Raw genomic sequence first — 26,964 nt, 5'->3', positions numbered from 1 at the left:
GAGGGGGAGCAAGCATGAAATGGATCGTCGGCCTGGGAAATCCTGGATCGAAATACGAATCCACCAGACATAATGTCGGTTTTATGGTGATTGACGAGCTGTCCCGCCGCTGGAGCATCCCTGTCAGCCAGAGCAAATGCCGGGCGTTGCTGGGCGACGGCCATGTCGCCGGTCAGAAGGTAGCTCTGCTCAAACCGATGACCTATATGAATCTGTCGGGCGAATCGGTGCGGGCATTCCTGGATTATTACAAAGCGGATCTGAGCGAAGCCATTATCGTCTACGACGATCTTGATACGCAGATCGGGCGCATCCGGCTGAGGTACCAAGGGAGCGCCGGGGGGCATAACGGCATTAAGTCCATCATCGCGCACACCGGGACACAGATCTTCAACCGGGTGCGGATGGGCATCTCCAGACCGGAGCCGGGGGGGGATATCGCCGATTACGTATTGTCGGGCTTTGCCAAGAGCGAACGGGAGCCGTTGTCGGAGATGATCGGATACGCCTGCGAGGCGATTGAGCATGCGCTGGGGCATCCCTGGGAGTCCACGATGGGCAAGTTCAACCGGTAGGTAGTTCAAAGCGTCCACTGTTGATCACGAAGCAACGTCAACCTTTTGAGCTTTGATGTTTCTTACGATAGGTTTTCTGTTAATTGGGCATACTGAAGACATAACGAATCTTCAGGAGGCATACAATGGCGGTACATTACATTTGTCGACACTGCAAGACATCGATTGGTTCTTTGGCAGGAGAGATGATCTCGGAAGCCCGACTTGGCTTTCATTTCTTGACCCCTGAGGAGCGCAACGATATAATAGCGTATAACCCTAATGGAGATGTCACAGTGAAGGTCGTCTGTGATTATTGCAGTGAAGCGATCGATGCGAATCCCGAACTGCTCCTGGTGACCAGTCCTTTGCAGTAGCGGGGGGTGCCGGAGGAATCGGGTGCGTAGCCTTAGCGCATAGCCGAGGCTTCTTTTTTGTTGTGTATACGTTTTTTTCATACCCAGACCGGCGACGGAGCCAGTTTGCTGCAACATCTGCGCTTAGAGTTTGGCAAAGCTAAACTGACTTCATAAGCATTCGCTTAATAGGCGTTAGCCGTTCCCTCTGTTTGTCTGCTAAGAAATGAGGTGTTGATTCAATGAGATCAATTATTGAGGCCTTTTCCAAGGATGAGGATTTTCAGACGGTGCTCTCAGGCATCACCAAGGGCATGCGGGAGCAGATGATCTCCGGGCTGGCAGGCTCCTCCCGGCAGATCTTGGCGGCTGCACTGATGCAGGAGCTGCAGCGGCCGATGCTGATCGTCACGCATAATATGTTCGCCGCTCAGAAGATCGCCGAGGATCTGCAGGAATGTCTCTCCCCGGAGCAAGTTCTGCTCTACCCGGCCAATGAGCTCGTCGCCGCCGAAGCCGCGATCTCCAGCCCCGAAACGCTCGCTCAGCGGATCGATGTGCTGGTCCGATTGTCCGCAGGCTTCCGGGGCATCGTTGTCGTGCCCTTTTCCGGAGTCCGGCGCTATCTGCCTACCAAGGAAGCGATCGCTGAGGCGAGGATTCCGCTCGCGGTGGGCACAACCTTGCCGCTTGACACCTTCCTCTCCCGGATGGTCGAGCTAGGTTACGAGAGAGTGGACCGCGTCGAGAACAAAGGCGAGATGAGTGTGCGCGGCGGGATCGTCGATTTTTTCCCGCTCACGGAGCCGCATGCCTACAGGATCGAGTGGTTCGATGATGAGATCGATTCGATCCGTACCTTTGACCCGGTCGACCAGCGTTCTATCGACAAGCTCCAGGAATATGTCGTGCCGCTCTGCAAAGAAGTGCTCGCCAGCAGCAAGCGCCAGACGGCAGCCGCTCAGCATGCCTACGATCTGATGGAGAAGCAATTGGAGAAGATGACGGACCGGACAGCCAAGGACCGCCTGCGCGGGGAGCTTGGTTCGGAGATTGAGAAGCTGCGCGAGCATGTGTATTTCACCGAAATCTATAAATATATCTCGCTGCTGTATCCGGAGCGTCAGACGATCATCGATTATATGCCGGAAGATACGCTGCTGCTGATGGATGAGCCGACCCGGCTCGTAGAGACGGCCAAGCAGTTGGAGCGGGACGAGGCGGAGTGGGCGACGCATCTGCTGCAGAACGGCAAATCGCTGCCCGGCTTTGTGTTGGCCAGAGACAGCGAAGAGATCTTGTATCATCGGCCTTTTCAGACGCTGTTCCTGTCGCTCTTCCTGCGTCAGATCCCGCACACGCAGCCGCAGAATATTCTTAACTTCGTCTGTCGCGCCATGCAGAACTTCCATGGGCAGATGAACGTGCTCAAGGCAGAGATGGACCGCTGGAAGAAAGCCGGTGCAAACGTTATCATGCTAGCTGGCAACGCCGAGCGCATGGAGCGGATGCGGCGGGTGCTGCAGGATTACAGTATCGAACCGCCGCAGATGGTCGAGGGCAACCTGCAGACCGGTTTCGAGCTGCCATCGGTTCATCTGGTCATCATCACCGAAGGCGAGATGTTCTCCCAGAAGCAGCGCAAGGTGCGGCGCCTCGACAAGAAGATCGACAACGCCGAGCGGATCAAAAGCTATACCGAGCTCAAGGTGGGCGATTATGTCGTACATCAGAATCATGGCATCGGCAAATACTTGGGTATCGGCACACTAGAGATCGGCGGGATTCATAAGGATTATCTGCACATCATGTACGCCGCCGGCGACAAGCTGTCGGTGCCGATCGACCAGATCGACCTCATCCAGAAGTACGTCGGCTCCGAGGACAAGGAGCCCAAGGTATACAAGCTGGGGGGCAGCGAGTGGACACGGGTCAAGAACAAGGTCAAGTCCTCCGTCAAGGACATCGCAGACGATCTGGTCAAGCTGTATGCCGACCGCCAGGCGGCTGAAGGCTTCGGATTCGGCGAAGATACGCCGTATCAGCAGGAATTCGAAGCCATGTTCCCGTATGATGAGACACGTGACCAGCTGCGGGCGATCGAGGAGATCAAGAAGGATATGCAGACGAAGCGGCCGATGGACCGGCTGCTCTGCGGTGATGTCGGCTACGGCAAGACGGAGGTAGCGATCCGCGCAGCTTTCAAGGCGGCCATCGAAGGCAAGCAGGTCGCTGTGCTCGTGCCGACGACGATTCTGGCCCAGCAGCATTATGAGACGTTCCGGGAGCGGTTCTCCGGCTACCCTTTCAACATCCAGGTACTCAGCCGGTTCCGCTCGCGCAAGGAGCAGAACGAGACGATGAAGGGACTCAAGGCCGGCACGGTCGACGTCGTCATCGGCACGCACCGGCTGCTGTCGCAGGATATCATCTTCAAGGACCTCGGCCTGCTGATCGTCGATGAGGAGCAGCGCTTTGGCGTCTCTCACAAAGAGAAGCTCAAGCGGCTCAAGACTAACGTAGATGTGCTTACGCTGACGGCGACGCCGATCCCGCGGACGCTGCATATGTCGATGCTCGGGGTGCGCGATCTGTCCGTCATCGAGACGCCGCCGGAGAACCGGTTCCCGGTGCAGACGTATGTAGTTGAGTACAATATGTCCCTGGTCCGCGAAGCGATCGAGCGGGAGCTGGCGCGCGGCGGCCAGATCTACTACCTGTACAACCGAGTGCAGGGGATCTATCAGATGGCGGAGCAGATCACGGCGCTCGTGCCCGATGCCCGGGTCGCGGTCGGCCATGGCCAGATGTCCGAGCAGGAGCTGGAGAAGACGATCCTGGACTTCCTGGACGGCGAGTCCGATGTGCTGGTCAGCACGAGCATCATCGAGACCGGCGTCGATATCCCCAACGTCAATACGCTGATCGTGCACGACGCGGACAAGATGGGGCTCTCCCAGCTGTACCAGCTGCGCGGCCGGGTCGGACGCTCCAATCGGATCGCCTATGCGTACTTCACCTATCAGCGGGACAAGGTGCTGACCGAGGTGGCGGAGAAGCGGCTGCAGTCGATCAAGGAGTTCACCGAGCTCGGCTCCGGTTTCAAGATTGCGATGCGCGACCTGTCGATCCGCGGAGCAGGCAATCTGCTTGGCGCGGAGCAGCACGGCTTCATTGCTTCGGTGGGCTTTGACCTCTACTCGCAGATGCTGGCCGACGAGATTGCCCAACGCAAGGCGGAGATGTACGGCGAGGATGTCAAGACGGAGAAAGAGGTCACGACACAGATCGATCTCAGCTTGGATGCTTACCTGCCGTCTGATTATATCTATGACAGCATCCAGAAGATCGAGATCTACAAGAAGGTTGCGACTGCCCGGTCGGTCGAGGAGACCGAGGACTTGCGCGACGAGCTGGTAGACCGGTTCGGCGACCTGCCGGATGCGGTACACAACCTGCTTGCGGTAGCGAGGCTGAAGGTCTATGGCGGCGAATACGGCATCGAGCTGATCAGCAGACGGGGCGAGGAGATCACGCTGCGCTTCGAGGAGCAGGCGAGTGCCGGCATCGACCGCAAGATCATCGATATGCTGTGCCTGCAGTTCGAAAACCGCTTCAAGCGGGTGACGCCGCAGGAGAGCCATCTGATCGTACAGCTGCGCGGCCAAGGATTGTCGGACGAGGAAAAATTAGCGCTCTTGGAACGTTTTCTGATACAATGTAAAGAGGCAGTTAAATCGAAAGGGGAATTACAGGATGTTGCACAGTAAACGCAATTCGGCATGGCGCCGTCCGCTGCTGCTCCTGCTCGCAGCGATGCTCGTCGTGACGATATTGGCGGCATGCGGCGCAAAGGATAGCAATAATGGCGGGAACGGCGGCACTGAGGGCGGGACGCCCGATAGCGGAGCTGCTGTCGCTACTTATAAAAACGGCACAGTAACGGAAGACGAATTTACCAAGTACAAGACGTTCTTTATCTTGATGAACCCGCAGGCGGAGATGTTCCTGAGCATCCCGCAGTATGAAGAGCAGTTCCTGCAGGAGTACATCGGCTACAAGATCTTGTTCGACCGGATGTCTGATGAGAGCAAAGCGGCGGCGGATGCCGACACCGAGCAGTTCCGCACCGAGTTCGAAACGGCAGTAAACGACCAGGAGGAGCTGAAGACCCGGCTTGATGAAGGCGGGTTGACTGTTGACGAGGCGGTCGATTTCTTCAACCTGATCATGGTCGTTATGAGAGACGCCGAATCCAAAGTGACGGACGAGGATGTACAAGCCATCTATGACGAGGATCCGGAAGCATTCCAGACGGCTAGCGTGCGGCATGTGCTCGTGTCTACCAATGACCCGCAGACCCAAGAAGAGATTCGTACGGAAGAAGAGGCGCTGGAGCGTGCCAATGAGGTCAAAGCCAAGCTTGATGAAGGCGGGGACTGGCAGGAACTTGCGGCTGAATATTCCGACGATCCGGGCTCCAAGGATAATGGAGGGCTGTATGAAGATTCTCTGGTTGGCCAATGGGTGGCTGAATTCAAGGAAGCTGCCCTCACCCAGGAGGTCGGCGTGATCGGCGAGCCGGTCAAGACTGACTTTGGCTACCATGTCATGCTGGTTGAGAAGCGCGATGAAATCACCTTCGAAACGCTGACTGACGAGCAGAAGGAATCGATGCGCCAGACCGCAGCCGGCAATGTGCTCAATGAGTTCATGATGAACGAGCTGCCGGAGCTGATCGAGAGCATCAATCTGCCGCAGCCGGAAGCGCCTGAACAGCCGGAGCTGCCAGCGACAGAAGGTACGGAGGATGGCAATGCAGAGACCGACGGTGCCATTGAAGGGGACACAGAGGCCGATGCACAGAACGAGGAAGCGCCAGCCACTGAGGAAGAAGCGCCGGCCGCACAATAATATATACCACGAGCTGTCTCTGCAGGAAGAACTGTAGAGGCAGCTTTTTTTTTGTTATCGAAGACCAGACGCTATTCATTCGTCTCCGCCATACATCGTCAGGTATCGCTCATACGCTTGTTCGCACCAAGTAGCCTTCAGACCGTTGTCGTACAACGGGAAACGCGTCGTCGGGATGATCAGCTCCGTCTCCCGCTCCAGCGCTTCCGCATGACTGCGGAGCCGCAGGAAGCTACGGCGCGCCAGGGCGAGACGTCCGGTGCGCGTAAACCGGTGGGTTCGCACCAGGCCATAGATCGTCAGGATCATATCCTCAAGGTAGCGGAACCGCCGCTCATCCTCCAATAGCCGCTCCATCATCACCTCATCTCGCGCCACGTCGATCGCTGCATCGAGCAGGGCGCGGCACGCATAGAGCTGCGCTACGGTCTCCGTCAGGCTGATCCCGCTATTGGGGCTGTTATCCTGGGTATCGTACTTCATATGAAGCAGCGGGAACAGCTCGTCCGCATCTTCCCGCAGATAGCCCGTCAGGGAATGGCGAATCCCCCGCGAATATTGATAATGCTTGAGATACTTGCTGTTCCGCATCGCTTCTTCCAGCTTCTCGTAGAACTGCCGAGCCTTCGAGGCCGACTCTCCATAGTACGCACGGTAATAATCGGCCAGCAGCTCCTCCGAATCCAGCTCGGGATGCCAGAGCATTCGGTACAATTGATAGTTGGTCAGGGTAAGCGGCCCCCAGCTCCGATCGGTCAAATGCATATAGTGAAGGTGACGGACGCCGGAGCGGTAGTAAAATGGGATATCCGCCGCCATCATCGTCATCAGCGGGACCGGGCAGGCTGCAAAGGAGCTGACGTTGTAATACTCGCCCACAAACAGGTCGCCGAGGTAATGGCGGTCGGGATCGGTCGTCCACGGGACGAAGGTAGCCATCAGCTCCTGATTGGACTCGGTGCAGCCCGGGTCAGCCAGCGTATGGACGTAGCAGCGTTCGATCGGGAAGTATGTCGGAAAGCAGCGGCTGTAGTCAAAATCGGCCGGCAGCGGCCGGTCCGGAGCGGGCAGCGTCTCATGATAGATTGGAAAAAGGATGCGGATGCGGCGTTTCAGCCGGCCTTCTGTCCGGGCCAGCTCCAGATAGCTGCTGAGCGCATGAACGAGCAGGATCATTTTGTAGGCATAGTTGCCGCTTTGCTCGCACCTTGGGCACTGGCACCAGGTGCCGTTGTCCAGCATCCAGAAATTCAGGTCATCCGCGTACCGCCACTGCCCGTCGATCAGATCTTCCGTGACCCGAAGACAGAGCTCGCGGACGGCATCGGGGTGAGTCGTGCAAAAGTTGTCGCCGAACCCCTCCCGGTTGCCCTCGCCGACATCGAAGCTGCGCTTGCCGTCCACCAGTCCGAACCACTCCGGATGAGCCTCCGCATACGTCAGCCTGCCGTCTTCGCGCGACGGGGCCGGTCGTTCCTCATCGCCCGGCTCGTAAGGATCCTCCGGATCGTCGCCCGCCGGAGAACCTGCTGGCCGGTAAGGGTATACGGCGTGAGGGTTGAGGAAGCGGTAGAGGATGTGATGGCCGCCCATACAGAGACGGATCCCCCGTTTCTGGAGAGCATGGGGATCGGCGACCCGGTCGAGCGAAGCAAAGTTGATCCGGTTGCGTCCGAGCCAGTCGATCAGCTCGGGATTGTCATCACCGATGTGCTCGCTGTACACGCCCCGGGTAAGGAACCGCGGGTAATCCATGAGCTCGAATGGTTCGTCCGTCAGGTTCGCATCCTGCGGAATATGCGCGCCGCGTTTACCCAGTCCGTACCACCGGAACCCCAGCTTCTCCAGCAGGGCGTACACGCCGTAGAGCGTGCCGCGCCGTTCTCGGCCAGTGATGATCCAGTGTGTACCATCTTCCATCAAGCGCGACACCACTACATAACCTTCGTCCGGCAGCAGCTCCCACTCGTCGGTACGCCCGGCCAACCAAGCGTGCCAAGCCACCTCTCCCGTCGTACCCGCAGCAGGAATTCCTACCCAAATGGTCAGATGCCCGCTTTCCTTCAACGGCACATCCTCTACTACTCCCTCATCCCTGCTGCCCATCCAGATCGGCGTCTCTCCGTATACCAGGCAGAGATGCTCCGCCAGCTCCACAGCACCGTAGCAGGTTGTACAGGCTGCCGCCTCCGCGCTTGCGGCCTCGTCCCACCAGTCGATTCGGCGTTCCGCTCCCGCCGCTTCGCGTATCGAGCCGAAGCTCCCGGTATCCGCCATGATTCGTATGCCTGTCCAGCCCATGTCCGTTTTCACGATTCACCGTCTCCTTTTACGCTCAGCCTGTTTTGAGCTTCTTGTAGTCTCCCGGCGTCGTGCCGGTTTGTTTCTTGAACACCCGGATAAATGTACTTACATTGACATAGCCGACCAATTGGGCTACCTCCTGGATTTTCAGATCGGTGCGGCTCAGGATTTCTTTGGCCTTATCCATCCGATATGTGGTGAGAAAGTCGACAAAATTGATCCCCGTCTTCTCCTTGAAGTAGCTGGACAGGTAGCCGCGGGTAATATGAAGCCGGTCAGCCAGCATGTCGAGCGAGATGTCCTCTGCATAATGCTGCTCAATATAGGTTGTGACGAAGCTCGTAATGGGATCATTGGCCGATTTCTTCTCCTGGACCAGCTCGCACACAGCGCTCAGCAGCGACTCGAGCCGATCCACATACTCTTGCTGGGTATGACAGGCCTTCATCTCTTCATAAGGGGACACCCTGCCGGGCAGTTTGCTTAGCTCGATGTGATGGGTGTACAGCGTCTTCATAACGCGATTGACGACTTCATTGGCCACCTCGTCATACTGGCACGCATATGCCTGCTTGCGCTCCAGCCGGCCCAACACACGCCTGACCAGCGGCAGCACGACCTCGCGATTGCCCCCGGTCAGGTTGGCGTAGAAGTCCTGCTCCTCCTGTCCGCTAAATGAAGGCAGTGAAGGCGGGGGTTCGAAGCGGGTCACCAATTGGGCTTCCCGGCCGAGCTTCCTCTGCTTGACCAAGGCCGATACATCGGCATAGGCCCGAGCAAAATCCTTGACGTGGCTGTACGACCCGCTGATGGCTACCGTCATCAGGCAAGCCTGGAGCTCGGGACCGAGCAGTTGCATCAGTGCGCTCGTCACCTCTTCCAGCTCAGGCTCCTCGCCTTCATCGAAATGCAGCACTGTCAGGATCTCGCAAGGCTCCAATTGAAGCGTGATGGCGTGCTCAACATGCGTCGCATACCAATCCCGGGCATGCTCGCGGACGAATGCCGTATCCTGCTGCAGCTGGCTGCTCTCCAGCAAGGCTGGCCTCTCTGGCGTCAAATGGAAGAGCAGCAGCCGAAACGGCTTATCCAGCGGCTGAAAGTGATCCGATAGCTGGCCGATCCGTTTCAGTTGATCGGCATAGCCATACAGATTGAGCATCGAATTCTTCTGATGGATGTCCTCGGCGATATGATTGATTCGGTCGCCGATCAGCCGGAATTCGCGGATATTGCTCTGCGGCCGGCCCGGCTGGAGCTGGCCGATCCATTCGACGAGATGACGCACCGGAGCGTTGAGCTTGCGGCTGATCCAAGCGGATACTGTGACGCTGATCAACACGGCCGCGGCCAGTAGGACGGCCAGGATGAACGTCAGACGGACGACTTGGGCATTGATATGCTTGAAAGGGATCACGCTGACATAAGTAAAGCCGGATTTGCCGCTATGCTGGTAGAAGTAGTAGTGATCGTCCGCCTTGACATACCCTGTGCCGCTGCCCGCTTGCAGAACGTCGTGCGGCAGGGCGGTTACCGACGAGGCAAAGAGCGTCCGGCCGCCGCTGTCCAGAATCGTGAAGGCGTCGCCCTGCTTGGGACGGAAGAAATCAAGATATGCCCGTCTGCTGTCCATAAAGGCGAGGACGGCAGACTGGTCATCGTATACCCGCTTGATTAAAATCGGAATATACTGTCCTTTGCTCACAGGCGTGCCCAGAGAATTCTCCCAATAAGGAGAGGAAGGATAGATCGCAAAGCTGACCGGCAGCTCCAATTGCTCATGCCAGAACTGCAAGGGATACTGCTCGCTGTAGAACAGCTTATTAAAAAACAGCTCCGCATCGGCGCTGCTGTCCTTCTCAATGACATATAAACTTCGCTTCATATAGATTAGCAGATTTTCCAGATACAGATAGGGACTTGCCACACTGGCGCGCAGCTGATCGCGGACGGCTGCCACGGTCTCGCTGGGGAGCCGCTGTTGCCGGGAGAGTATAGAGATCTGCTCGTCGAATTGAAGAGAGAGGCCGATGCTGCGGATCTGTTCGAAGTGCTCCTCATAATTGCGAACCGCGGTGTCCAGATTGAGGCTGCTGCTCTTGGTGATCTCTGCCCGAATCGTATTCAGGAAAACGGTGAATGCCACCCCGATGAAGACGCACAGAAGCAGGATGACGATCAGGAAGCTGCCGAACAGGCGATAGAACATCGAATCGGTGGCAAATCTCTTCATCATGCATCCCTCCGAAGATGAGATAAATAAGTCAGAAAACCTGACGCTTAAATGGGAAAGAGATGGATGAGGCTCGCTTTAACACGAGTAATTTTATCGTAAACCACTTCTTTCGCCAATACGCATTTTTTACACCAGTCCTGATTATTAACGATAGGGTCAATGTAACCGTAATCATAGGGATAAGTTAACATAATCTCTATTCTCAGACGATGGAGCCTGGTCTATAGTGAAGTGGCGGGAGGTTAGGTAATCTCACACACAACCCGCCGAATTAACCTGTAGGAAAGGTGATCCCATGGCTATGCAACAAACAGAGTTACAGGCTCGCGCCCCGGCAGTCCCTTATGGGCGGCTTAGGCGCCGGTGGTCCAGAGGCAAGCTGCTGCTGGCGATGTTTCTGCCCTGCCTCCTCTATTATTTATTGTTTAAGTACTACCCGATGTTCGGCATCGTCATTTCTTTCAAGAACTACAACCTGTACAAAGGCATCTGGGACAGCGACTGGGTCGGCTTCAGGTACTATACAATGTTTTTTCAGAATCCGGACTTCTGGCTGCTCTTCCGCAATACGTTTTTGCTGGGGCTGTACAAACTGGTCTTCGGCTTCCCGGCTCCGATCCTGCTGGCGCTCATGCTCCACGAGGTGCGCAACCGGCTGTTCAAACGGTTCGTCCAGACGGCGACTTATATGCCCCACTTTATCTCCAATGTCATCGTCGCCAGTATGGTCGTCATGTTCCTGTCGCCTACCGGTGGCTTGGTCAATCAGCTGATGAATTCGCTCGGACTGGAGACGATCCACTTCCTGACCCGCCCGGAGTGGTTCCGGACGATCTACGTGCTCTCGGAGATCTGGCAGCATCTTGGTTGGGAGACAATTATCTATCTGGCAGCCCTATCGGCTATCGATCCCTCGCTTTATGAAGCGGCGGAGATGGACGGTGCCGGGAGACTGCGTAAAGTGTGGAGCGTGACGCTGCCCGGCATTACGTCAGCGATTGTGATCCTGCTCTTGCTCAACGTCGGCAAAATCTTAGAGATCGGCTTCGAAAAGGTATATCTGCTGGCCAATCCGACGACCTACGAGACGGCAGATATCTTCAGCACCTACGTGTACCGGGTCGGCATGACCAACGGCAATTTCAGCTACGCAGCTGCCATCGATATGTTCACTGGCGTCGTCAGCCTGGTCTTCATCGTCATGGCCAACTATATCAGCCGCAGAGTCGGCGACAACAGTTTATGGTGAGGAGGCGTTCCGGAAATGAAAGCTAAGCGATGGTCGCTCCCGTCGGTTCTGATCACGACCCTGTTGGTCCTGCTCGTCGTCGTTATGGTCTACCCGTTCCTGTACATGATCTCGGTATCGCTCAGCGAGAGCATCTATGTTATGCGGGGCGAGGTCACCTGGTTTCCCAAAGGATTGGATTTCAGTACGTATCAGCTTGTCTTGAATGATCCGCGTATCTCCACTGCGTATATCAACACGCTCATCTACGTCAGCCTGGGGACGCTGATCTCACTGGTCATTACCGCATTTGGCGCCTACTCGCTGGCCCGCAAGGATATGCTCTTCCACCGGGGCTTCACGCTGCTGATTATTTTCACAATGTTCTTCCAGGGCGGCATGATCCCGACCTTCCTTGCGGTCAAGTCGATGGGCATCATGGACAGCGTATGGGCGATGGTGCTGCCAGGCGCGGTCAGCACGTGGAATCTGCTGGTCATGCGTACGTTTTTTGCGAATTTCCCGACTGAGCTGGAGGAGGCCGGACGGATGGACGGACTGAGCGACTTCGGCATTTTTACGCGCATCGTCGCCCCGTTATCGCAGGCCGTCTTCGCTACGATCGGTCTTTTCTACGCCGTAGCGATGTGGAACAATTTTATGTTCCCGCTCTTGTACCTGCGCGACCCGGAGCTGTTCCCGCTGCAGGTGGTGCTGCGCAACATCGTCCTGGCAGGGTCCAATGCCGGCGGCGAATCGATGGGTGTAGGCAGCGATGCGATGGTTGTGGAGGAGTCGCTCAAGTATGCCACGATCATGGTGTCGACCATTCCGATTCTGCTGCTGTATCCGATGCTGCAGAAGTATTTTGTAAAAGGCGTTATGATCGGCGCGGTGAAAGGATAGAGGGCAAGACCTAGAAGCTAGAAGGATTCATGGCAATAAAATATACAGTTACTTTAAGAGAGGGATGGTTATCATGAGGAACAAAATGATCTTGTGGCTCGTCCTGACGATGTTCGTCGCTGTGGTATCCGCTTGTTCCGGAGGAGGCAACAACACGCCTGAGGAGCCGGCAGCACCTGTAAAGGAGGGCGGCAACTCGCAGGAGCAGATGCCTCCGTCGCTGGAAGGCAGTACATTCACGATGCTCGTCGAGTCCAACCCAAGCTGGCCGTACGACAAGGAGTGGCCGATCTGGAAGTGGCTTAACGAAGCGACCGGTGCTTCGCTAAACGTCACCGTACCTTCGGGCAAGCTCGATGAGACCGTGCAGCTCAACGTGGCGGCCGGTTCGCTGACTGACATCACGATGCTGCTCAGTCTGAGCGACGCCAACAAGTTCGGCCAACAGGGCGCATTTGTCAATATCCTGGACTATGCCGACCAGATGCCCAACTTTACCAAATGGATGGAGCAGTATCCGGATATCGTACGCGCCAATCTGGCGCCGGATGGCAACCTGTATATGCTGCCCAATGAAGGCTTCGGGGAGACGAACCGGATGAGCTGGCTGTATCGCCAAGATGTTTTCGCTGCTCATAATCTGGAGGTGCCTGCAACCTACGATGAGCTGTATGAGGTGCTTAAGCAGCTGAAGGAGCTGTATCCCGATAGTTATCCGCTCAGCTTCCGGATGGGCAAGACGCTCAATTCCCAGCTTACCCGCATTATGGGTCCGAACTTCGGTACCAGCGATTTGTACTATTACGATGAAGGCAGCGGCGAAGTCGGCTACGGTCCGACCGAGGACGGCTACCGTACGATGGTGGAATATCTGCACAAATTTACGGGCGAAGGGCTGATCCCGCCCAACTGGCTCACCGTGGACACAAAGCAGTGGCAGGATCTGATCTCCGCCAACAAAGCGTTTGTGACCTTCGACTATATGGGCAGGATCGACTTCTTCAATATCCCGCTGCGTGCCGATAACCCGGACTTCAATCTGGCGTTCATGCCGCCGCCCGCAGGGCCGGGCGGGGAGCAGAAGAACCCGTTTACTGCCTTCCTGCAGTCCGGTATGGCGGTTTCTTCGCAATCGAACCAGATCGACAAAGTCGTCCGGTACCTCGACTATTTCTATACGGAGGAAGGACGCACGCTGGCAAGCTGGGGCAAGGAAGGCGAGACTTACGTCACAGAGAACGGGGAGAAGAAGATGACGGGTGCCTTCGCCGATCTGACAGAATTCCGCAAGTCGACGGGGCTGACCACCCATGGCACCTATACTTGGATCGACTATGACGCTCACCTAGCGCTTTCCTCGGAAGAGATGAAGGATGCTTACGAGCAGGCTGGCCAGTATGATGGACCGTTCCGTCCGATCCCGTCCTTCACCGAAGAGGAGCAGGATGTATTGTCTACGGTTGGCGATGCGGTCGACAAGCACCGGGAAGAGAGCATCTCCAAGTTTATCATGGGCAGCCGTCCGCTCTCGGAATGGGACAGCTATGTCGCGGAAGCGGGCGACTTGGGACTGGAGCAGGTCAAAGACATCTATAGAGCCGCTTATGAACGTATGGCCGGGGCGCAGTAGCACGGTAAGTCCCGGACCAGGTTGTGGTTTGTGGACGATTATACAGCACAAGGATAAGATCTGCCGTCTCGGTCTGTGACCGAACTCGCACCACGCTTCCCGCCTCACCGGTTTAACTATTAAGTTATATAAGGAGAGATGATGAATGCGATTGGATATGAGAAGTAAGGGACGCAAGCTGTGGACAGTTAGTCTGGTTGCGGCACTGTGCCTGGGACTTGCCTCGGGGGCAGCAGGATCTCCACCTGCGGTGTTGGCCGCATCCGCCTATGATGATGCCGTATTGGCCGACAATCCCGTCGGCTACTGGACGCTGGGGCCGGGGGGCGGCGGTGACCAGAGCGGCAGCGGCATGAACGGCAGCTTCACCGGCGGCCCGGGCGGGACGACCATGCCCAACGGTGATGCTGCCACCGTGTTTAACGGTTCCAGCCAATACTTCACGATCCCGGACCACAACCTGCTGGAGGTGACTAGGACCGGCATCCTGACGATCGAGGCGTGGATGCGGCCGGATACGCTGGAATTTGTCAATGACGAAGGCAGCGGATATGTCCATTGGATGGGTAAAGGGACTGCGGGCCAGCACTCCTGGGTGGCGAGGATGTACAACTACACCAACAGCGAGAACAGGCCGAACCGGATCAGCGGCTATGCGTTCAATCTGAGCGGAGGTCTCGGTGCTGGATCGTACTTTCAGGATGCAGTCACAGCCGGCGAGTGGATTCATTACACACTGGTCATCAATACTGTGAACACTAGCACCGCTTACCCGACAGGCTATACCAAGCTGTATAAAAACGGCGTGTTGCGGGACCAGGACAGTCTGCTCGGGTACAGCATTGTTCCCGGCAACGGCACGGCGCCGATGCGGGTAGGGACGAGGGATTTGAATTCGTTTTTCAAAGGCGCGATCGGCAAGGTTGCCGTCTACGATTATGAGCTGTCCGATGGCCAGTTAACCGTTCATTATGATGCGATGGGTGGGTAGCCGATACTAAGACGATAAATACTGAAAATTAATCCAAGCCTATTTCTTCCCTGTGAAGAAATGGGCTTTCTTACACTTTGCACTGCCAGAGACGGCTGCAGTCGTCTCGCCGGACCGGGGGATAAGAATGGAGAAGCGGAGCGGAAAAGAATCAATTAATGTTACCTACTATGTCATATAAAAGATAGGAATATGGGTATTTTGAATTTTACAACAAATAAAATGATCGAAAAAGTCATTATATAGATGTTTTCAAATCATAATATATTTTGGGAAAATATATATGTGAATTATATTGACATGATTCAAAGTGCGAACTATAATAAAAATCACGAACGATACATACAAAACAAAAGAGGTTCGTTCGGATATAGGCGAACAATTTAAAAAATTGGGGAGTGGGAGAATGAAGCGGAAAATCGTAAAGAATCTGGCGTTTTTGACGGTAGCTCTAAGTGTGGTCCTGGCAGGGTGCGGTGCGAATAACACCACAGGCGGGGATCCGGCGCCGGCGCCGGCTAACACGGGAACGAATACGACAACGGGATCGGGCGGTGGCACGGACGGGGATACGATCAAGGTAGGCATCCTACATTCCTTGAGCGGTACGATGTCGATCAGTGAGGTGTCTGTCAAGGATGCTGAGATGATGGCGATCGAAGAGATCAATGCGAGCGGCGGGGTGCTGGGCAAGCAGCTGGAGGCAGTGGTTGAGGACGGCGCTTCCGACTGGCCGACCTTCGCGGAGAAAGCGCGCAAGCTGATCTCCGAGGACCAAGTCGCCACCGTGTTCGGCGGCTGGACCTCCTCGAGCCGCAAAGCGATGCTGCCGGTCTTCGAAGAGCTGAACGGTCTGCTCTGGTACCCGGTGCAATACGAAGGTCTGGAATCATCCCCCAATATCTTTTATACCGGCGCAACGACGAACCAGCAGATCGTACCGGCGGTCAGCTGGCTGCTGGAGAACCGCGGCACGAAGTTCTTCCTGCTCGGCTCGGACTACGTCTTCCCGCAGACAGCGAACAAGATCATCAAGGAGCAGTTGAACGCTGAAGGCGGCGAACTGGTAGGCGAAGAGTATACGCCGCTCGGCCACACCGACTACAGCACGCTGATCGCCAAGATCCAGCAAGCGAAGCCGGAAGTCATCTTCAATACCTTGAACGGCGACAGCAACGTAGCATTCTTCAAGCAGCTCAAAGACGCGGGTATCAGCGCGGACGATATTACCGTCCTGTCCGTATCGGTAGCCGAAGAAGAGATCCGCGGCATCGGCGTGGACGTTCTCGAAGGTCATCTGGCTGCATGGAACTACTATCAGACGACAGATACGCCTGCCAACCAAGCGTTCGTAGAGAATTACAAAGCGGCTTATGGCGCTGACCGCGTGACGGCTGACCCGATCGAAGCCGGATATGACGCCGTGTACCTGTGGGCTGCTGCTGTAGAAAAAGCAGGCAGCACGGATGTCGACGCGGTAAAAGAAGCAGCAAAAGGCCTTGAGTGGGATGCGCCGGGCGGCAAAATCACCATCGATGGCGACAACCAGCATATCTATAAAACGGTGCGAATCGGCGAAGTGCAGTCGGATGGCCAGTTCAAGGAACTGTGGAATTCCGGCGAGCCAGTCAAGCCAGACCCTTATCTCGAGACCTATGAATGGGCATCCAGCCTGAGCTCCTCCAAATAACATAGACCACGCAAACGATACAGATCAGTTCATGGGGAAGTATTCGGCGACTACTATCGAATGCTTCCCTTCTTGTTACCTGAATGCATCGCAAGTGACGGCGTGAGAGGTGAAATGATGGAAATCACGATTATTCAATTGTTTAACGGACTCAGCATGGGCTCGATCCTGCTGTTGATCGCGTTGGGCTTGGCGGTTACCTTCGGACTGATGAATGTCATCAATATGGCGCATGGCGAGCTGATTATGATCGGCGCTTATGCCACCTACATTACGCAGAACCTGTTCAACGACTATTTGCCGGCATCGCTATTCAACTGGTATTTCGTTCTCTCGATTCCAGTGAGCTTCATGGTCGCCTTCGTGATGGGATGGCTGCTCGAGGTCAGTCTGATCCGGTTTCTGTATGGACGTCCTCTCGACAGCCTGCTGGCCACCTGGGGCATTGCGCTCATGCTGCAGCAGCTGGCAAGGACGATCTTCGGCGCTCCGAATGTCGCGGTCAAAAGCCCGGCCTGGCTGGACGGAGGTTTCCGTCTGATGGACGGTGTCGTACTCCCATACAAGCGGCTGTTCATTATCGCGTTGGTGATCGTAACCCTGGTAGCAATGTTCCTGTATATCTATCGCAGCCATGCAGGGCGCCGGATGCGCGCCGTCATGCAGAACCGGGATATGGCCGCTTGTCTGGGCATCTCGACCCGCCGCGTGGACTCGATGACCTTCGCTATCCAGGCGTAGCAGGCATCGCCGGCTGTGCGCTGACGTTGATGGGGCCGATCGGTCCATCGCTAGGCACCTATTATATTGTAGATGCGTTTATGGTCGTCGTGCTGGGCGGTGTCGGCAAGCTGGTCGGCACGATCGTCGGAGCCGTCGGCATCGGCGTCACGAATACGATGTTCGAGTATTGGACCAATGCTTCACTTGGCAAAGTGCTCGTCTTCCTGTGCATCGTCGCATTCCTGCAGTGGAAGCCGAGAGGCCTCGTCGCCATGAAGACAAGATCGCTGGATTAATCCCGCTACTTAGGAGGTGAATCATCATGCAACTGCGTACACTCACGCCCCAAAAAATATATATCCTGATCGGCTACGCCGTCGCCGCTACTGCGCTCTTCTGCGCCCCGATGGTGCTCAGCGATTTCCGTCTCAACCTGCTGGCCAAATTTCTAGCCTTCGCGATCGTCGCGCTCGGTCTCGACCTGATCTGGGGCTACACCGGCATCCTCAGTCTCGGTCACGGCGTCTTCTTTGGTCTTGGCGCTTATGCGATGGGCATGTACCTGAAGCTGGAGGCCAGCGGCGGCAGGCTGCCGGACTTCATGGACTGGAGCGGCCTGTCTGCCCTGCCTTGGTTCTGGAAGCCGTTCGAGAGCTTTCCCTTTGCCGTGGCCATGGGGATTCTTATCCCCGCGCTGTTGGCACTGATCCTGGGTTTCTTCACCTTCCGCAATCGGATCAAAGGTGTGTACTTTACGATTCTGACGCAAGCTTTGGTCATTATTACCGTCACGCTGTTCATCGGCCAACAGAAGTTCACCGGAGGGACCAACGGCTTGACGGGCTTCACGACCGTGCTCGGTCACTCAATTGGTTCGCCCGATACGAAGCGGATGCTTTATTGGGTGACGGCGATTGTCCTGATCGCAGCGTTCGTCCTCTGCCGCTTTCTCGTCAAGAGCCGCTTCGGCAAGGTGCTGCGGGCGATCCGCGACGGCGAGAACCGTGCCCGCTTCATCGGGTATAACCCGGCCGTCTACCAGATGATCGCCTTTGCCATCTCTGCAGGTTTGGCAGGTGTGGCGGGGATGCTGTTCGTCCTGCATGTCGGGATCATCTCACCCTCCACGATGGCGATCGTACCTTCGATTGAGATGGTATTGTGGGTCGCTATCGGCGGCCGCGGCACGCTGATCGGCGCCGCGTTGGGGGCTGTCTTGCTCAACTACGCCAAAAGTGCCTTCAGTGAAAGCTATCCCGATGCCTGGCTATTCTTCCTGGGCGCGTTGTTTGTTATCGTCGTCGTGTTCTTGCCGAAAGGTGCAGTAGGTCTGTTCCGTAAATGGAAAATACCAAAGAGGAGGCGAACCGAACATGAGCAGCAAGTCGGTCATTCTACAGTGTGAGGCTGTGACGGTGGAGTTTGATGGGTTCAAGGCGGTGCAGGGCATGCATCTGGCGCTTGAGAAGGGAGAACTGCGTTTCTTGATCGGCCCCAACGGGGCGGGCAAGACGACGATCCTGGACGTCATCTGCGGCAAAGTAAAGCCCTCTTCGGGCAAAGTGCTGTTCTCCGGGGATATCGATATCACGCGCAAGAAAGAGCATCAGATCGCCGAGCTCGGGATTGGACGCAAGTTCCAGACGCCGTCCATCTTCCCGACCTTGACGGTGTCCGAAAACCTGGAAATCGCGATGAAGCAGAACCGCGGCGTGTTCGCCACGCTTTGGGCCAAGATGCAGAGCGAGGACGAGGATCGCATCCACAACCAGTTGGTTATGATCGGACTTGAGGAGAAAGCGCAGTGGCGGGCTGGCGGCCTGTCCCACGGCGAGAAGCAATGGCTGGAGATCGGCATGATGCTGCTCCAGGAGCCGGAGATCTTGCTGCTCGATGAACCGGTGGCGGGCATGACCGACAAGGAGACGGATAAGACCGGCGAGCTGCTCCATGAGATTGCCCGGCAGCAGTCGATCGTCGTCGTCGAGCATGACATGGAATTCGTCCGCAACTTCGCCAGCAAAGTCACGGTCATGCATGAGGGGAAGCTGCTTAAGGAAGGCACGATGGATGAAGTGCAGGGCGACGACCGGGTCGCGGAAGTCTATCTGGGGAAGAAGAGGCGGGATGTCGATGTTAGCCGTTCAACAGCTTGAGGCAGGTTATGGCGAGAGTGTCATCCTGCGGGATGTATCACTGCGGGTCAAGAAGGGGCAGGTCGTCTGTCTGTTGGGCCGTAACGGGGTTGGCAAGACGACGCTGATGAAGAGTATCATGGGGCTGCTGAAGGCCCGCAGGGGCGTCGTCTCTTACAATGACGCCAATCTGACCAAGGCAGCGCCTGGCGTGCGGGCCAAAAGCGGGATCGGCTACGTGCCGCAGGGAAGAGAGATCTTCGCGCAGCTGACTGTGTACGAGAACGTCCTGCTCGGGCTGGAGGCCAGCAAGGAGAAGACGCGGGAGATCCCGGCCTCGGCGATCGAGAAGTTTCCGGTGCTACAGGCGATGTACGAGCGGCGCGGCGGCGACCTGAGCGGGGGGCAGCAGCAGCAGCTCGCCTTTGCCCGGGCACTGGCGTCCAAGCCGGAGGTGCTGCTGCTCGACGAGCCGTGCGAGGGCATCCAGCCTTCCATCGTCGAGGACATCCGCGACGTTATCCGCTCGATCAAGGCAGAGGGTGCGACGGGCGTCCTGTTGGTGGAGCAAAGTCTGGAGTTCGTGCAGAGTGTGGGCGATTATTTCTACATTTTGGAGAAAGGGGCGGTCGCCTGGGAGGGCGAGCTGGATCAGCTCACTGATGAGATTATCCGTACGTATCTGACGGTGTAACGATAAGTAGATAGGGTAAGATTGTAACGGCCGGGGCTATGGAGCTCCGGCTTCTTTGTAGTTTAAAGGCGCAAGAAACGCTGTGCATCGGGGATGTATAAGATATTGGGAAGGGATGAATACTATGGTCAGATTCGTAACAGCTATCGATGCGAAACGAAATCGAGCCCAAGCCGAGCTGCCCGAACTCGTTTCCCCCTATGTGAATCTAATTGCAGTATCCCGCATACAGAATGGCCAAACGAACTAGCCGTACGACATCGTCGAAGGCTCTAATCTGTCACAGAAAGTGGGGCAACATGAATCATGAAAGCAACCGGAATTGTCCGCCGTATCGATGATCTGGGCCGGGTGGTGATCCCCAAGGAAATCCGCCGCACGCTCCGGATCCGCGAAGGCGACCCGCTGGAAATTTTCGTTGACCGCGATGGCGAAGTGATCCTTAAAAAGTACTCACCGATCGGAGAGCTTGGCGACTTCGCCAAGGAGTATGCCGACTCCCTGTATGAGAGCACGAATCATATCACGATGATTACCGACCGAGATACGATCATTGCTCTGGCCGGCGCGTCCAAGAAAGAGTACCTGGACAAGCAGGTTGGACAGTTGCTTGAAGACTGTATGGACAACCGCAAAACCATCACCGAGCCGGATGGCGGCAATTACGAGCTGATCAAGGACGTAAGCGAACAGTACAGCTCCGTGGTTGTAGCGCCTATCATCTCCAGTGGCGACCCGATAGGTACCGTAGTATTGGTCAGCAAGGATGAGCAGATCAAGATGGGCACGCTGGAGACCAAGATGACGGAGACAGCAGCCGGATTCCTGGCCAAACAGATGGAGCAATAATACGCTGCCCTAGCATCGTCACAAGCAAACCCTCAGCCACCTTCGAGTGCACGCTGAGGGTTTTTTGATGCACATGGATGCACATGAATGAATGGTATCGCTAGGCATCCCTTAGTGATATTAAGTAATACTAAGTTATACTTAATAATGCTTAGTTGATTGATTATGTGAAATGTAGTACAACGAATAGAGAATGTTGGATTGTGCAGGGAGGGGAGCAGAACCGGGTATGACGAAGAAAGAAGGCAAGCGGACCGGCACCCCGGACGTTCCTGCAGATCATGAAGCCGGCGGGCGTTCCGGCAGCTGGCTGCGCGGCGCGGCTTGGCTGGGTGCAGCGGCGCTGGTCAGCAAAGTGCTGGGCACGCTGCAGAAGATCCCGTTGCAGAATCTCGCCGGCGACCGGGTGTTCGGTATCTACAATGCCGTCTACCCATTCTATCAGCTGCTGCTGTTCCTGGCGACGGCCGGGATTCCTGTCGCGGTGTCGCTGCTGGTCGCCGAGCGGCGCCAGGCAGGGGACGCGGAAGGGATGCGCCGTGTGCTGCGTGCCGGGACAGTGCTGCTGGGGCTCTGCGGAGTGGTCGGGTTCGCTCTTATGTGGGCGGGAGCGGGAGCGGTCGCCCGCTGGATCGGCGACAGCGAGGCGGCGGCAGCCATCCGGATCGCTTCGCTGGCCCTGTGGTTCGTCCCTGCCATGGCGGCGCTGCGAGGCTACTTCCAGGGGATGGAGCAGATGCGGCCCTCAGCAGTCTCCCAGGTCGTGGAGCAGTCCGTCCGGGTAGCGGTGATGCTGCTTCTGCTATATGCCGGGCTTACCTGGGGGTGGTCGGACAAGGGGCTTGCTTCTGGAGCTCTGGCCGGGTCTGCGGCGGGCGGAGCGGCTGGTCTGCTGACGATGCTGCTGTTCTGGTGGCGGGCGGCGCGGCGCGGCAAGCCAGCGCTTCCTGCAGCCGACTTGGAGCGATCATCAGTGGGGGAAGCTGTGAACGCAGGATCTGGCGATGAGTGCAAGGGTGGGCCTGCAGCGACTGATCATGGGGGAGGGCTGATCCGGCGGATGCTGGCGCTTGCGGTGCCTGTAGCGCTCGGTTCTGTCGCCATCCCGATCTTCGGCATCGTCGACAGCTTCACAATCCCTCGTCTGCTGCAAGGCAGCGGTCTGGGAGCGCCGCAAGCGATGGAGCAGTTCGGCCAATACAGCCGCGTGCAGCCGCTGGTGCAGCTGGTCGTGATGGTGGCCGCCGCCGCCGCGGCAGCGCTCGTGCCGGCACTCGCCGCCGCCAGGGCACGCGGCGATCTCACAGCAGTGGCGCGCCAGACAAGCCTGGCGCTCCGGCTGGCATGGTATATCGGTACAGCTGCTGCTGCAGGTCTGGTGCTGCTGGCGGAGCCAATTAATGTTATGCTGTATGCAGACAACGCCCAGACGCGCGTCTTCGCGCTGGTTGGCAGCACAGCCGCCGCGGGCACGCTAGGCGCGGTGACGGCTGCCGTCCTGCAGGGCCTCGGCTCCGTGCGGGCGCCGGCCGTCTTGATGCTGGCGGCAGCCTTGCTCAAGGCGGCGCTCAACGCCGTGCTCGTGCCGCAGCACGGCCTCGCCGGCGCCGCCTGGGCCGGCATCGCTGCGCTCGCGCTGCCTGCCCTGCTGGGCCTGGCCGCTGTGCGCCGCGCCAGCTCCAGCCCAGGCCACGGCCGGGCCACGGCGGCCATACGGCCCGCGGCGGCCGGAGTACTCGCGCTCGCGTGCATGGCCGCGGCGCTGGTGCTGATCGGGCGCGGCGCTGCGGCGCTGCCCGGCTGGACCTTGCCGCTGCCTACTCGCGGGGCAGCGGCGGCGCTTGCGCTGACGGGCGTCGCCGTCGGCGCAGCGGTGTACGGGGCGGCGCTGCTGCGCGCCGGCGCATTTGGCGCGGGCGAGCTGCGCGCCCTGCCGGGCGGGGCGAAGCTCGCCGCGCGGCTGCGGCGGTGGCGTCTGCTCCCGGCCGAGGCGGAGACGCCCGGGCAGGACCGAAGACATTGATTACCCATTCATGAGGAGGGACAGGCGATGCAACCTGCCATTACGATCGTCGGACTGGGCTCCGGCGATCCCGACCAACTGACGCTGGGCATCTGGCGTACGCTCCAAGAGGCGGAGGTCATCCGGGTACGGACGGACCGGCATCCGATGATGCGTCTGTTCACAGAGCATGGATTGGCATACCGTTCGTTCGATGAGCTGTATGAGGCGTCGGATTCGTTTCCCGAGGTGTATGAAGCGATCGCGGACCGGCTGATTGCCGAAGCCCGCGAGTCGCAGCAGCCGCTCGTCTATGCGGTGCCCGGCCATCCGATGGTGGCGGAGCGGACCGTGCAGTTGCTGCGAGAGCGCTGCCCCCAGGAGGGCGTGGAGTTGAGTGTCAAGGGCGGGGAGAGCTTCCTCGACCAGGCGTTCGTACGGCTTGGCTTCGACCCGATCGAGGGCTTCCAGCTGCTCGATGGCGCCGATCTGAGGGCAGACCTGCTGCGGCCGCAGCTGCACACCGTGATCGGACAGGTCTATGACACCTATACCGCATCCGACGTCAAGCTGACCTTGATGGAGCGGTATCCCGACGAGCATCCGGTCGTTATCGGCCATGCGCTGGGCGTCGCGGGCGAGGAACAGATCCTTACCGTACCGCTCTACGAGCTGGACCGGACGCCGGGCTTCGGCAACCTGTCGCTCGTCTGGATCCCGCGAACCGAGGATGAGCGGCTGCGGAACCGTTCGTTCGAGCGGCTCCATGAGATCGTAGCCATCCTGCGCAGCCCTGAAGGCTGCCCGTGGGACCGCGAGCAGACCCATCAGTCGATCCGCAAGAACTTCATCGAGGAGACATACGAAGCGATCGAGGCGCTGGACAATGACGACCCCGTCCATATGCGGGAGGAATTCGGCGATGTCCTGCTGCAGATTATGCTGCACAGCCAGATGGAGGAGGAGACAGGCACATTCGACGTCTACGATGTCATCGAGACGCTCAATGAAAAGCTGCTGTTCCGCCACCCGCATGTATTCGGCGAGATCGATGCCGAGGATGCCGAGCAGGCGCTCGCGAGCTGGGAGCAGATGAAGGCCGAGGAGAAGCGCCGCAAAGGCATCGACCCTGAGAAGCAGTCGGTGCTGGATGGCATCCCGCCTGACCTGCCGGCCTTGATGAAGGCCTACAAGCTCCAGAAGAAAGCGGCCAAGGTCGGCTTCGACTGGGATGCGCTGCCGCCGGTGCTGGACAAGATCGAGGAGGAGCTTGCCGAGCTGCGGGAAGCCATCGCGGCAGGAACGGCGGATGAACAAGCGGCCGAGCTTGGCGATCTGCTGTTCGCCACAGTCAACGCTTCCCGGTTTATCGACGCCGATCCGGAAGAATCGCTCGCCCGAACCAACCGCAAATTCCTGCAGCGATTCCGCTATATCGAGGAGAAGCTGCGTATAGCCGGCCGAACTTTTGACCAGACTGATTTAACAGAAATGGATGTCTGGTGGGAAGAAGCCAAGCAGCATTCGTAACCGTTATACGACCGACATCCTGTCCAGCGGTCATCCATTTCGCCAGGAAAGACGCTTCGCCATAACGGGCGGAATTAAAAATTTTGGCGGAGCAGCAGGATTTAACGGCACCCGGGCAGAATAGTATTCTTCGTGGTACGTCTAACCAGGTACACGCAACCGCCGGCAGCAGATTCCGGCAAATCCAGTTCAGAAGCAGGAGGATGCAATAATGAACAAAACAGACCTGATCAACAACATCGCCGCCAAAAGCGGACTTACTAAACGTGACGTTGAATCCGTACTCAATGGTTTTCTGCGAAGTAACCGACGCTCTGGCCAGCGGAGACAGAGTGCAGCTTATCGGCTTCGGCACGTTTGAGACTCGCAAGCGCTCCGGCCGCGTAGGCCGCAACCCGCAAACCGGCAAGGAAATCTCGATCCCCGAGTCCCAGGTTCCAGCGTTCAAGGCCGGCAACAAACTGAAAGAAGCTGTGAAGTAGTCCATGCGACTGGACAAATTTCTCAAGGTATCGCGGTTGATCAAGCGGCGTACGGTAGCCAAGGACGTATCCGATCAGGGACGCGTCTGGATCAACGGCAGGGACGCCAAGCCGAGCAGCACGGTCAAGCCCGGGGACGAGCTCAAGATTCAGTTTGGGCAGAAGACGGTGACCGTGCGCGTCGAGCGGATCGCCGACTCGACCCGCAAGGACGAGGCCAGCGAGCTGTATACCTTGCTGAAAGAAGAATCCCACGCCAGCAGCAATAGCGACTGGCAATCATAGCGATTGTACAGGCAGCCCCGGCCGGGAGCTGCCTGTACGCGGGGTCAGCCATTATTATGGTTGGCTCTTTTTATAATGCGAAGAGGCCCTGTTTCAATCGTCGCACAATCGGTTAAAGACTAACGTAGCTTAAAGATCTCTCCTCCTGCACGGGTATGGCGCCCTTGTTCTAATTCTTGTCCCCCTCTCATAAGCTATGGATGTGAAGGGAGGGGCCAAGCTATGGCAGAGCCGGGGAAAACCAAACGTCAGGAAGTCAAGATGTTAAACCGCAAGGTCCTCGAGATCTCGGGGGTAAGCAATGTGGAGAGCTTCGACAGTGAGGAGTTCCTGCTGGAGACCGATTGCGGATTTTTGACGATCAAAGGGCAGGATTTGCATATCAAGCACCTCAGTCTGGAGCAAGGACTGGTGGCGATCGAAGGACTCGTCCATTCACTCGCCTATCTGGACGGGCAAGCCGCGACCAAAACCAAAGGACTGCTAGGGAAGCTATTCAAGTGAGTCTGAACATCCAATTCTTGACGCTGGCCATGATGCTGCTGTCGGGACTCGGGATGGGAGCGGCTTTCGACGGCTATCGAGTCGTGTCGAACCGGCTGCGGCTCGGCCGTCTATGGATTCCCGTGCTCGATCTCCTGTACTGGCTGGCGGCGACTCTGATCGTCTTTCGCGTTCTTGCGGCGAGCAATGAAGGCGAATTGCGCATGTATGTGTTCGTAGGCCTACTACTAGGTATCGGGTGCTATTTTTGGCTGTTCAGTTCAGCCGTGATCGCATTTGTGGTATGGTTATTGGACACACTCCAAAGAATTTGGAGGCTGCTTCTCGCGTGCCTGGATTGGGCAGTGCTGAAGCCGCTCAAGCTTTTGCTGAAGTTTCTCCGAGTGGTGGCGGGGCTTGTGTTGGCCTTCGCTATTCTGCTCTTTCGAATTGTGATACAATTGGTGAAACCGCTCTGGTTGATCGTAGCATGGATCTTCGGGCCCCTCTGGCGCCCGGTTGCCCGCTTCGTCAGCCCGATGGCAGGCAAGCTTGGACTTGCCGCGCGGTGGAGGGGCATAACCGCAGGTTTAGGATTGCGCTTGAAGAAATGGTCTGGGAGGTCCGGTAACGATGGCGGCAACGGGTAACAAGCAAACAGCATACGCAGGCACGAAGCGCAGGCTCAAGCTATGGTTTATAGCCGTCAGTCTCTTCATGGGCTGGGCTGTCTACACGATGGTGGGACAATCCGGCAGCCAGGCCGAGACGCAGTCCAAGCTGATGGCGATCGAGCAGCAGCTGGAAGCAAGTGAGCAGAAGAGTGCCGAGCTTCAGCAGAAGATGGAACGGCTGAACGACGCTGAATATATTCAAGAGATTGCACGCAAGCAGTACGGGCTGATCAAGCCCGGCGAGAGGCCGATTCAGGTGACGGTTCCGGAGGAGTGAAGAACGGGTGAACGTCTGTTG

Annotated in this window: 21 protein-coding genes and 2 pseudogenes; 21 read left to right on the top strand and 2 right to left on the bottom strand. The window is 57.3% G+C overall.

Going from position 1 to position 26,964, the window contains the following annotated elements:
- Positions 1–14 precede the first annotated feature (14 nt).
- The 4 genes from pth (at position 15) to ABC336_RS14705 (ending at position 5,824) form a co-directional block, all read left to right on the top strand.
- Positions 15–575, top strand: a complete 561-nt coding sequence (gene pth / locus ABC336_RS14720; protein WP_413239350.1) for an aminoacyl-tRNA hydrolase — start codon at positions 15–17, stop codon at positions 573–575.
- A gap of 125 nt (positions 576–700) precedes the next feature.
- Positions 701–931 (top strand): anti-sigma-F factor Fin, encoded by a 231-nt coding sequence (gene fin, locus ABC336_RS14715; protein WP_413239349.1) that lies wholly within the window; start codon positions 701–703, stop codon positions 929–931.
- 221 nt (positions 932–1,152) lie between these two features.
- Positions 1,153–4,680, top strand: a complete 3,528-nt coding sequence (gene mfd / locus ABC336_RS14710) for a transcription-repair coupling factor (protein ID WP_413239348.1) — start codon at positions 1,153–1,155, stop codon at positions 4,678–4,680.
- A complete protein-coding gene (locus tag ABC336_RS14705) occupies positions 4,667–5,824 on the top strand; it encodes a peptidylprolyl isomerase (RefSeq protein WP_413239347.1) in 1,158 nt (385 codons plus the stop codon). Before mfd ends, ABC336_RS14705 begins: the two co-directional genes overlap by 14 nt.
- A 75-nt stretch (positions 5,825–5,899) precedes the next feature.
- Here ABC336_RS14705 and ABC336_RS14700 read toward each other — a convergent pair whose 3' ends face one another.
- Positions 5,900–8,137: a DUF4838 domain-containing protein gene (locus ABC336_RS14700; RefSeq protein ID WP_413239346.1), complete on the bottom strand. Its 2,238-nt coding sequence runs from the start codon at positions 8,135–8,137 to the stop codon at positions 5,900–5,902.
- A 22-nt stretch (positions 8,138–8,159) separates the two neighbouring features.
- On the bottom strand, positions 8,160–10,364 hold the full coding sequence (locus ABC336_RS14695; protein ID WP_413239345.1) for a helix-turn-helix domain-containing protein: 2,205 nt from the start codon (positions 10,362–10,364) through the stop codon (positions 8,160–8,162).
- 301 nt (positions 10,365–10,665) lie between these two features.
- Between ABC336_RS14695 and ABC336_RS14690 the strand changes: the two genes are divergently transcribed.
- The 17 genes and pseudogenes from ABC336_RS14690 (at position 10,666) to ABC336_RS14610 (ending at position 26,943) form a co-directional block, all read left to right on the top strand.
- Positions 10,666–11,613, top strand: coding sequence for an ABC transporter permease (locus ABC336_RS14690; protein ID WP_413242524.1), 948 nt, complete (start codon positions 10,666–10,668; stop codon positions 11,611–11,613).
- A 15-nt stretch (positions 11,614–11,628) separates the two neighbouring features.
- Entirely contained in the window at positions 11,629–12,498 is an 870-nt protein-coding gene (locus ABC336_RS14685; RefSeq protein ID WP_413239344.1) for a carbohydrate ABC transporter permease, read from the top strand.
- Between the two features lie 73 nt (positions 12,499–12,571).
- Positions 12,572–14,128, top strand: coding sequence for an extracellular solute-binding protein (locus ABC336_RS14680; RefSeq protein WP_413239343.1), 1,557 nt, complete (start codon positions 12,572–12,574; stop codon positions 14,126–14,128).
- A 145-nt stretch (positions 14,129–14,273) separates the two neighbouring features.
- The gene (locus tag ABC336_RS14675) at positions 14,274–15,119 is read left to right on the top strand and encodes a LamG-like jellyroll fold domain-containing protein (protein ID WP_413239342.1); all 846 of its coding nucleotides are present in this window, start codon (positions 14,274–14,276) and stop codon (positions 15,117–15,119) included.
- 406 nt (positions 15,120–15,525) lie between these two features.
- Positions 15,526–16,809: an urea ABC transporter substrate-binding protein gene (gene urtA / locus ABC336_RS14670; RefSeq protein WP_413239341.1), complete on the top strand. Its 1,284-nt coding sequence runs from the start codon at positions 15,526–15,528 to the stop codon at positions 16,807–16,809.
- 117 nt (positions 16,810–16,926) lie between these two features.
- Positions 16,927–17,828, top strand: a pseudogene (urtB, locus tag ABC336_RS14665) (urea ABC transporter permease subunit UrtB).
- Positions 17,829–17,854: 26 nt separating this feature from the next.
- Entirely contained in the window at positions 17,855–18,937 is a 1,083-nt protein-coding gene (urtC, locus tag ABC336_RS14660; protein WP_413239340.1) for an urea ABC transporter permease subunit UrtC, read from the top strand.
- Positions 18,906–19,688, top strand: coding sequence for an urea ABC transporter ATP-binding protein UrtD (gene urtD / locus ABC336_RS14655; protein WP_413239339.1), 783 nt, complete (start codon positions 18,906–18,908; stop codon positions 19,686–19,688). The genes urtC and urtD overlap by 32 nt, the downstream gene beginning before the upstream one ends.
- Positions 19,666–20,361: an urea ABC transporter ATP-binding subunit UrtE gene (urtE, locus tag ABC336_RS14650; protein WP_413239338.1), complete on the top strand. Its 696-nt coding sequence runs from the start codon at positions 19,666–19,668 to the stop codon at positions 20,359–20,361. Before urtD ends, urtE begins: the two co-directional genes overlap by 23 nt.
- 306 nt (positions 20,362–20,667) lie before the next feature.
- Positions 20,668–21,210 (top strand): stage V sporulation protein T, encoded by a 543-nt coding sequence (gene spoVT, locus ABC336_RS14645; RefSeq protein ID WP_413239337.1) that lies wholly within the window; start codon positions 20,668–20,670, stop codon positions 21,208–21,210.
- Between the two features lie 229 nt (positions 21,211–21,439).
- Positions 21,440–23,233, top strand: coding sequence for a polysaccharide biosynthesis protein (locus tag ABC336_RS14640; protein WP_413239336.1), 1,794 nt, complete (start codon positions 21,440–21,442; stop codon positions 23,231–23,233).
- Between the two features lie 27 nt (positions 23,234–23,260).
- Entirely contained in the window at positions 23,261–24,742 is a 1,482-nt protein-coding gene (yabN, locus tag ABC336_RS14635) for a bifunctional methyltransferase/pyrophosphohydrolase YabN (RefSeq protein WP_413239335.1), read from the top strand.
- A gap of 211 nt (positions 24,743–24,953) precedes the next feature.
- Positions 24,954–25,224 (top strand): annotated as a pseudogene (locus tag ABC336_RS14630) (HU family DNA-binding protein).
- A gap of 3 nt (positions 25,225–25,227) precedes the next feature.
- On the top strand, positions 25,228–25,509 hold the full coding sequence (locus tag ABC336_RS14625; protein WP_413239334.1) for an RNA-binding S4 domain-containing protein: 282 nt from the start codon (positions 25,228–25,230) through the stop codon (positions 25,507–25,509).
- A 222-nt stretch (positions 25,510–25,731) separates the two neighbouring features.
- Positions 25,732–26,013, top strand: a complete 282-nt coding sequence (gene yabP / locus ABC336_RS14620; RefSeq protein ID WP_413239333.1) for a sporulation protein YabP — start codon at positions 25,732–25,734, stop codon at positions 26,011–26,013.
- The gene (yabQ, locus tag ABC336_RS14615; protein ID WP_413239332.1) at positions 26,010–26,642 is read left to right on the top strand and encodes a spore cortex biosynthesis protein YabQ; all 633 of its coding nucleotides are present in this window, start codon (positions 26,010–26,012) and stop codon (positions 26,640–26,642) included. Before yabP ends, yabQ begins: the two co-directional genes overlap by 4 nt.
- Positions 26,626–26,943, top strand: a complete 318-nt coding sequence (locus tag ABC336_RS14610) for an FtsB family cell division protein (RefSeq protein ID WP_413239331.1) — start codon at positions 26,626–26,628, stop codon at positions 26,941–26,943. Before yabQ ends, ABC336_RS14610 begins: the two co-directional genes overlap by 17 nt.
- The last annotated feature ends 21 nt before the right edge of the window (positions 26,944–26,964 follow it).

Origin of the sequence: Paenibacillus jepli, from assembly GCF_047238105.1 — a bacterium.
Classification (GTDB): domain Bacteria; phylum Bacillota; class Bacilli; order Paenibacillales; family Paenibacillaceae; genus Paenibacillus_D.
The sequence above is the reverse complement of the archived record's forward strand: the minus strand, read 5'-3'. Positions and strand labels throughout refer to the sequence as shown.